This is a genomic window from Monoglobus pectinilyticus, from assembly GCF_002874775.1.
In the GTDB taxonomy this organism is placed as follows: domain Bacteria; phylum Bacillota; class Clostridia; order Monoglobales; family Monoglobaceae; genus Monoglobus; species Monoglobus pectinilyticus.
The window spans coordinates 988,695-997,170 of the sequence record NZ_CP020991.1; the positions used below are offsets into that span (position 1 = coordinate 988,695).

The following is an 8,476-nucleotide window of genomic DNA, read 5'->3' on the forward strand; positions in this document are numbered from 1 at the left end:
TTTATTGCCACGGCTTTGATGACATCAGTGTTCATGAGGAGAGGATTCAGCAGGTATGTAAATATATTATAAACTATTATAACCAGCAGATTACTCTTGCTGACATTTCTAAGATGGCATATATGAGCCCGACTTATTTTTCTAAAAAGTTTAAAAAAGTAACCGGGTTTGGATTTAATGAATATCTAAATAACGTCCGCATAAAAATGGCGACAAACATGCTTGTTGAGACCCAGTATTCAGTAACCGAAATTGCCAGATTCTGCGGATATAAAGACAGCAATTATTTCGGCGACGTATTTAAAAAGATAATGGGGGTTTCACCAAGCAAATACAGAAAAGCGAATTATACATTTTAAAATAATATCAGCGTAAACCTGACAAAAACGAAAAATTTACAATATAAAAAGCACCTTCTTTGGTTTTATCTACCATGGGAGGTGTTTTACTTTGTCAGAAATAAATGTAAGATACATAAAAATAAAACCGGCTCCGCGAAAACGGAGCCGGTTAACTGTTTATATTTTATATTTTAGAATCAGAATAATTATTAGATTATACTTACAAATTTATGGGCTCGTTTATGTTACTCTTTCAGATTTCATAATCATTAAACTTTTTAAATTTTCCGAATTCTTATAACACGATAACAAACATTATTCTTATAACCCAATAGCAAACATTCTTACCATCAGACCACATCGTAATGTAAAACCTCAAATCAAAGCGCATAAAATTGTTTTATTTTATATTCTCAAAAATAAGTGAAAATAATCTTGAACATAATTATTCTAAATTTTCATCTTCAGCCGCACCGGAATCAATTTTTAATTCTACAGGGTTCACATGAACCATGCAGTGTTTGACTTTAGGAAAATTAGCTTCAATCGCATTGTGAACATTCTCGGCAATTGCATGGGAATCTCTAAGCGGCGTATTCTCATCCGCTCCTATCTCCACATCAACATATAATTTTGAACCAAACATTCTTGTCATAAGCAGGTCAAGCGAAATGACGCCTTCCTGGCTTTTAATCAAGTCGGACATCTTTCTTTCAGTCTCATCGTCACACGACTTGTCGACCATTTTGTCAAGCGCTTCTTTGCAGATATTATATGCGGCTTTCACAATGAACAAGCATATAACAACGCTGGCTAACGGATCGCAAATGGGGAAACCCAATCTGGCTCCCAAAATACCGATAAAACTTCCTACTGAAGAAAGCGCGTCGCTTCTATGATGCCATGCGTCTGCAAGCAATGCCGTAGAGTCAACCTTTTTTCCATAAAACCTTGTGTACCAAAACATGCCTTCTTTAACAACAATCGAAATAACCGCCGCAACTAAAGCTAACGCCCCGGGCACAGCCAAATCTCCGTAATTGCCGCCGAAAATTTTTTTGACGCCTGTTATTCCAACTCCAATACCGGTTATAAACAAGACAATAGCAAGCACGATTGCAGCTATACATTCCATTCGGTCGTGACCGTAAGGGTGTTCCTGATCCGGATCTTTCGCCGCCGCGTTCGCCCCAATCATCACAATAATAGTGCTGAACACGTCCGAAACAGAGTGAATCGCGTCACTTATCATAGCTCCTGAATTTGCTATAACACCCACAACAAACTTTATAGCTGAAAGAAGCACGTTAACAACTATACTTATGTTTGAAACACGCATTATAATCTTTTTGCTGCTTTGGCTGTTAAGTACCTCGTTCTCCATAATCACACTCCCTATGTCTATTGAAATCAATACTTTTAATATGTATGCTGAAAAATTAATTTTATGACATATTTTATTCCAAATAATCTTTCAGCTTTTTACTGCGGCTGGGATGACGAAGTTTTCTTAAAGCCTTAGCTTCTATCTGACGAATCCTTTCACGGGTTACATTAAACTCTTTGCCAACCTCTTCAAGAGTTCTTGCTCTGCCGTCGTCCAAACCAAATCTAAGTCTAAGCACTTTTTCTTCTCTCGGAGTTAATGTGCTCAAAACGTCCACCAGCTGCTCCTTTAACAAAGTAAATGTAGCGGCGTCGGACGGCGCCGGTGCGTCATCATCACGGATAAAGTCGCCGAGATGGCTGTCCTCTTCCTCGCCTATCGGCGTCTCCAAAGAAACAGGTTCCTGAGCAATCTTTAAAATTTCTCCAACCTTGTCAACCGGCATATTCAGCTCTTTTGCGACTTCCTCCGGTATCGGGTCGCGTCCAAGTTCCTGCACTAGCTGCCTTGAAACACGAACAAGCTTGTTTATAGTCTCAACCATATGAACAGGTATTCTAATAGTCCTCGCCTGGTCGGCAATCGCTCTGGTTATAGCCTGTCTTATCCACCATGTAGCATATGTTGAGAATTTATATCCCTTTGTGTAATCGAACTTCTCAACAGCCTTTATAAGACCTAAATTTCCCTCCTGGATAAGGTCAAGGAACAACATACCGCGGCCAACATACCGCTTCGCTATGCTGACAACCAGTCTGAGATTTGCTTCTGCAAGCTTGCGTTTTGCGTTAACGTCGCCCTCGCTCATTCTCTTGGCTAGGTCAGCTTCCTCAGCCCCTGTCAAAAGATTAACTTTTCCTATCTCTTTAAGATACATTCTAACCGGGTCGTCTATGCTAACGCCGTCAGGCACAGACATATCCTCCAGTTCTTCCTCTGTAACCTCATCGCTTTCATCCACAACAGGTTCAGGGTCTATGCTTCCGACGATTTCTATACCCTGTTTCTCTATTATTTCATATATTTTATCTATCTGCTCTGAATCCAATTCCAGTTCTTCCAGCTTGTCCGCAACTGTTTTGTATTCAATCATTCCGAGCTTTTTGCCGTCCTCCAGCAATCCTTGAATTATCTGAGCCTTTTTCTTGGCAACGGCAATATCAACTTTTTTCGTCTCAGCCCCCTGTTTTTCAACCGGCCTAGAACTTTCGGAAACACCGGCGCCGGTTTTTGAAGCCTGTTTTGACGATTTATTTGTCACGTCTTTTGAACCGCTCTCTTTAGCTTCCGTATTCTCAACATCCATAAGCTCTTGATTTTCAGCATTCTTATTTAATTCTTCATTATTTTTCATAATATATAACCCCCGTTATTCTTTTTTCTTCCGCTTTAGCTCAAAGAGCCGTTTTAATTCTTCTTCATCCCCGGAACTAATCGCCTTTTCTTTAATACGTTCTTCTTTTGATAAAGCGATAATCTCCAAAGGTTTTTTGGAAGCTTCATATTTATCTTTTATATTTTTATCACTTATTAAAATATTGGATATTTCTCCCACATTCTCAGGTGAGCATCTGTTCAGAATATCATTCCCTTCTGTGCCCTCGCCGCTCTCATATAATTCAAACAAAAGCGAAGCCAGCCTCTTATGTAATTCTGAACGTATAAAATCATCAGGGACTATTCCGGACTCTTTGACAAGCCCTATAACCCTTTTATCAGTCATCAGACACAAAAGCAGTCTTTCAGCATTAAAAAGCTCTCTGTCCCGATGACTGGCTGAAACTCCTCCTGTCATTATGTCCCGCTCTCTCCGTTGTTTATTTTCCTCCCGGCGTCTTAAAATAGCCTTTTCCTTATTTTCTATTCCGCTTATGCCGGCTGAAATACTTTCCGGACTGATAGAAAGCTCTTCTGCTATTTTGCTGATATATATTTCCCTCTGAGCCTGGTTTTTAACCCTAGATAAAATTACTGACACCTCATTCAAAAAGTCAACCTTATCATCCAAATCATCCAGGTTATATTTTAACTCCGCCTCGGCAACTTTATACTCAATCAAAGGCCTTGCCTTTTCAATCAGAACACTAAACATATCAGGGCCTTTCATCTTTATAAACTCATCCGGATCCTTGCCGTCGGTTACCGTCAGAACTCGCACCTTTACGTCAGCGTCGAAGAGAATATCTCCGGCTCTTATTGTAGCCTTTTTGCCTGCTTCGTCGTTATCATAACATAAAACGGCTCTTGGAGCATACCGTTTAACCAATTTTGCCTGTTCCGGCGTGAAAGCTGTACCCAAAGACGCTACGGCGTTATTAAATCCATTCTGATGAAGAGACACAACATCCATATATCCCTCCATAAGAAGAAGCCTGTCAGCCTTTGCGTTTTTAGCTATATTCAAACCAAATAGATTATCTTTTTTCTTAAACACCAATGTTTCAGGCGTGTTCCAATATTTTGGAGCGTCGGTACCGTCTTTTACTACACGTCCGCCGAAAGCTATAACATTCCCTCTGACGTCTATAATCGGAAAAATAACTCTGCCGTCATAAAATGCGTCATAAAATGTTCCGTTATCACGCTTTTTCACCAATCCGGCGTCCAGCATATCATTTTCATTATACCCTTTTTTCTTTAAAAAATTTATTAAATTTGACCATCCCTCAGGAGCGTATCCCAATCCAAACCGCTTTATCGTTGAATTACTAATCATGCGGTTTTTCAGATACGTTAATCCCGGTTCACCCGCCGGACTTGCTAAACACTCAAAAAAGTATCTCGCCGCCTGAGCATTAATCTCGTATATCTTTTCACGTTTTTTTGATATGGCCAGCTGTTTCTGCTTGTCCCTGCCGGTTCTGTTGTCCGGCATTTCCATATGTACCCTGTCCGCCAAATATTTTAAGGCATCCATAAAATCAAGGTTCATCGCCGCCTGTATGAAATGAATAACGTTTCCTCCTGCGCCGCAGCCAAAGCAATGAAACATCTGTTTATCAGGCGAGACCGACAAAGACGGAGACTTTCTGTCATTATGCAGAGGGCAGAGCCCCATCATATTATTGCCTGTGCGTTTTAAAGTTGTATACTCGGAAATAATATCAACGATATCGTTTCTCATTACAACTTCATCTATAAAGCTTTGAAAATCAGAACCAGCCATTATTATTTCCTTTCTAAAAAATAGTATTTTAAACTTAAAATCAATTTACCCAAAACTTAGGTATAAACAGCTCCTCATACCTTGCAATAGCGAACGGGTCGCTCATTCCGGCTATATAATCCATAGCTATTATACTATTATCGTCTGTCCTGCTGTTGTTTCTGGCGTCGGCAGGAATCAGGTCAATATCATTTACAAATCTTGAATAAAGCCCTTCAATAATATTTTTTGCCTTATCCTCTTCTGTTGCAACTTCTGCATTTTTATTCAAATAAACATTGTCAAACAAAAACTGTCTCAGCCCCATCATCGCGTCATATATATCAGGCTCCATCACAATATCATGCTCCATCACAATATCATGCTCGCTTCCTGAGATAGCCGCCTTTATCATGGTATCTATTCTTGCTGAATGTCTGTTGCCTAACACATCAGAAAACTCTTTAGGTATATCGTTCTCGCTGAGCAAACCTCCGCGTATCGAATCGTCAATATCATGGTTCACATAGGCGATTTTATCAGCGACCGCAACAATACGCCCTTCCAGTGTGTCCGCTCTTTTTGCTCCGGTGTGGCATACAATACCGTCTCTCACCTCATATGTAAGATTCAGTCCGCCTCCGCCCTCCAAAACATCAACCACTCTCAAACTCTGCTCATTGTGTTTAAACCCGGTCGGGCAAATCTCGTTTAAAACTCTCTCGCCCATATGCCCGAACGGAGTATGACCCAAATCATGCCCAAGTGCAATCGCCTCAGTCAAATCCTCATTCAAACAAAGCGAGCGGGCTATTGTCCTGGCTATCTGAGCAACTTCCAGCGTATGCGTCAGCCGCGTACGGTAATGGTCTCCCATTGGGGATATAAAAACCTGCGTTTTATGTTTAAGTCTTCTGAATGCTTTTGAGTGGATTATTCTGTCACGGTCTCTTTGAAAATCAGTTCTAATTTCACAAGAGTTTTCACTGCGTACTCTGCCTTTTGACTCGCTGCTCCGAGCCGCTTTCTCAGACAAAATTTCCCTTTCTCTGTTCTCAAGCATTTCCCTGACGCTCAAACACGACACCTCCGCATAAAACAATGTTAAACTCCCTATTAATACTCGCTCTTATACTATTCTACAAAAATAGATTTTTTCCTTTTATCTATTGACAAAATGTACTTTTAATAATAAAATTATTTTATATTACTAATTTTGAAAGGTGTTTCTATGATTCCTCCTACATTATCACCAAGACTAAACAAAATATCTGAACTCATAAACGATTCAGACGTAACAGCGGATATAGGAACCGACCATGCTTATCTGCCGGTATCTTTGGTATATAGCGGCAAATCAAAATATGTCATCGCCTCGGATATAAAAACCGGGCCTATAAAAAGAGCGGAATCAACCGTAAAAAAATATGATATGTCTGATTTTATCAGCCTCAGACAAGGCGCAGGACTGGAAACAATAACCCCCGGCGACAATGTTGATACAATAGTAATAGCCGGAATGGGCGGTCTTGTAATCTCAAGTATCCTCGAGAACTCACCGGAAATCTTAAATCAGGCAAAGAAAATAATACTCCAGCCTATGACTATGGTTCCTGAACTTAGGGATTATCTGTATAAAGGAGACTTTAAAAATATAAAAGAATACCTGGCGGTTGAGGAAAACAAAATATATAATATTATTTCAGCTGAACCGGGTAAAGATAAATATGAAGAGCCGTCGCCTGTTGAGTTATTCCTCGGACGCAGTCTTATAAATGAGCGTCCTGAACATTTCAGCTCTTATGTAAAGCGGCAGGAAAACAAAGTTCGGAAGATTATTGACGGACTCAGCAAATCATCAGAACCTGAAAATATAGAAAAAATTAGGTATTATAAAAATTTATTATCTGATATTGAAAAATTTATCATCGGCTAGGAGGAATTTATATGCCAAAAGTGAAGGATATTGCCGAATATATTGAAAGCTTAGCCCCTAAAACCCTGGCTGAGCCTTGGGACAACGTCGGACTAATGGTCGGTGATATGGACAGTAATGTTGAGAGCGTATACGTAACCCTTGATGTTACTTCTGAAAATATTGAAGAGGCCGTAAACTGCGGGGCTGATTTAATCGTTTCACACCATCCGCTTATTTTCACCTCAATAAACAGAGTGATTGAACAAGACGTCACAGGAAGCATTGTCAGAAGTCTAATTAAAAATGACATTTCTGTATATAGCGCCCACACAAACTTTGACATAGCCGACGGCGGAATGAATGATATATTATGCGATAAACTCGGCCTTTCAGGGGTGCGCCGCTTTACTGAATCTGAATGTACTGACCCATTTGGAAAACCGCTTGACCGAATCGGACGGGTAGGAATCCTAGATACTCCGATAGAAATGGCCGATTTTGTTGACTATGTAAAAAATGTTTTGGGATGTATGGCTATCAGCTACGTGGGAAGCGAATCCGAAATAATCTCCACAGCTGCAGTGTGCAGCGGCAGCGGCGGAGACTTGATTTATAACGCCTATAACGCCGGAGCCGACGTTTACGTGACTTCAGAAATAAAGCACCACGAGGCACAGCTGGCATTGGAGCTTGGAATAAACTTAATTGACGCGGGTCATTTTGAAACCGAAAATATTATATGTGATTTTATGGAAGACTATTTGCTAAGCCGATTTGATGATATTTCAATAACAAAATCAACCATGCTGCCTTATAAAAGAAGATAAATAAGTACCTAATGCGCTTTTATAATTTATTTTAACTTAAATTCTTAATCTACGAACCATTTATATTAATTGCAAAGTTTATATAAAGAATTTTTTACAGATTATATTATACACATGCAGTTGCTTCATTTTGTACTTTGAATCTAATACAGTGTGAAGTCAACAGATAGCTAGATATAATTTAAATGGTGTTTATAGTGAACGACACATCGGTTGGGCTGTGACCACACTTTTTAAAGTATGTGTAATACAACTCACTTTGTATTGATAAACCTACAATGTCAATTGTGACTACACTTTTATTTAAAAGTGTATGTCTTATAAACTATATAATGTGATATAAACTATAAATGCCAATAATTAACTTCGTTGATATAATAATCAAACTTAGTTGTGATGTACAAACGAAGTACGCCGCGTAAGGCGCGCAGTCGCGGAAAATTTGTAATTAGAAAGGTTTATAACAAACTATTCTAAATATGTTCACGCTACGCGTGAGATGGTAGTTCACCTAACGAGGCAGACGTCGTCTGCCCTACCGATGTTCACTATAAACACTGTATATACGGAAATAATTGAAAATGAACAATAAAGTTTATCGAAAAGTTTAGGTATATAATAAAAATAAATATTAAAATTCTATAAAAATGTGGTATAGCAAGCATCGGTAGGGCGTGCGAAGTACGCCGCGTAAGGCGCGCAGTCGCGGAAAACTTGTAATTAGAAAGGTTTATAACAAACTATTCTAAATATATTCACGCTTTGCGTGAGATGGTAGTTCACCTAACGAGGCAGACGTCGTCTGCCCTACCGATGTTCACTATAAACACTGTATATACGGAAATAATTGAAAATGAA

General features: G+C 39.4%; 7 protein-coding genes. 3 read left to right on the forward strand and 4 right to left on the reverse strand.

Translation table 11 applies throughout. The annotated features are described in order from the left end of the window. Positions 1–359, forward strand: a 359-nt coding sequence (locus tag B9O19_RS04455) for a helix-turn-helix domain-containing protein (RefSeq protein ID WP_158648912.1), incomplete at its 5' end; no start/stop codon positions are given. Positions 360–786: 427 nt separating this feature from the next. Here B9O19_RS04455 and B9O19_RS04460 read toward each other — a convergent pair. The 4 genes from B9O19_RS04460 to B9O19_RS04475 all read right to left on the reverse strand — a co-directional run bounded on the left by B9O19_RS04460 (position 787) and on the right by B9O19_RS04475 (position 5,951). After that, the gene (locus tag B9O19_RS04460; protein WP_102365292.1) at positions 787–1,725 is read right to left on the reverse strand and encodes a cation diffusion facilitator family transporter; all 939 of its coding nucleotides are present in this window, start codon (positions 1,723–1,725) and stop codon (positions 787–789) included. Between the two features lie 73 nt (positions 1,726–1,798). After that, the gene (gene rpoD, locus B9O19_RS04465) at positions 1,799–3,034 is read right to left on the reverse strand and encodes an RNA polymerase sigma factor RpoD (RefSeq protein ID WP_102366605.1); all 1,236 of its coding nucleotides are present in this window, start codon (positions 3,032–3,034) and stop codon (positions 1,799–1,801) included. 63 nt (positions 3,035–3,097) lie between these two features. Then, positions 3,098–4,894 carry a DNA primase gene (gene dnaG, locus B9O19_RS04470; protein ID WP_102365293.1) on the reverse strand — a complete coding sequence of 599 codons (1,797 nt, stop codon included), beginning with the start codon at positions 4,892–4,894 and terminating at the stop codon, positions 3,098–3,100. Positions 4,895–4,934: 40 nt separating this feature from the next. Continuing rightward, positions 4,935–5,951, reverse strand: a complete 1,017-nt coding sequence (locus B9O19_RS04475; protein WP_102365294.1) for a deoxyguanosinetriphosphate triphosphohydrolase — start codon at positions 5,949–5,951, stop codon at positions 4,935–4,937. Positions 5,952–6,104: 153 nt separating this feature from the next. Between B9O19_RS04475 and B9O19_RS04480 the strand changes: the two genes are divergently transcribed. Then, positions 6,105–6,809 carry a tRNA (adenine(22)-N(1))-methyltransferase gene (locus tag B9O19_RS04480; RefSeq protein WP_102365295.1) on the forward strand — a complete coding sequence of 235 codons (705 nt, stop codon included), beginning with the start codon at positions 6,105–6,107 and terminating at the stop codon, positions 6,807–6,809. An 11-nt stretch (positions 6,810–6,820) separates the two neighbouring features. Then, a complete protein-coding gene (locus B9O19_RS04485) occupies positions 6,821–7,618 on the forward strand; it encodes a Nif3-like dinuclear metal center hexameric protein (protein WP_102365296.1) in 798 nt (265 codons plus the stop codon). Positions 7,619–8,476: the final 858 nt, after the last annotated feature.

Coding starts and splice junctions, on each gene's coding strand:
- B9O19_RS04460 (WP_102365292.1), bottom strand. CDS start 1,725: ATGGAGAACGAGGTACTTAACAGCCAAAGCAGCAAAAAGATTATAATG.
- dnaG (WP_102365293.1), bottom strand. CDS start 4,894: ATGGCTGGTTCTGATTTTCAAAGCTTTATAGATGAAGTTGTAATGAGA.
- B9O19_RS04480 (WP_102365295.1), top strand. CDS start 6,105: ATGATTCCTCCTACATTATCACCAAGACTAAACAAAATATCTGAACTC.
- rpoD (WP_102366605.1), bottom strand. CDS start 3,034: ATGGATGTTGAGAATACGGAAGCTAAAGAGAGCGGTTCAAAAGACGTG.
- B9O19_RS04485 (WP_102365296.1), top strand. CDS start 6,821: ATGCCAAAAGTGAAGGATATTGCCGAATATATTGAAAGCTTAGCCCCT.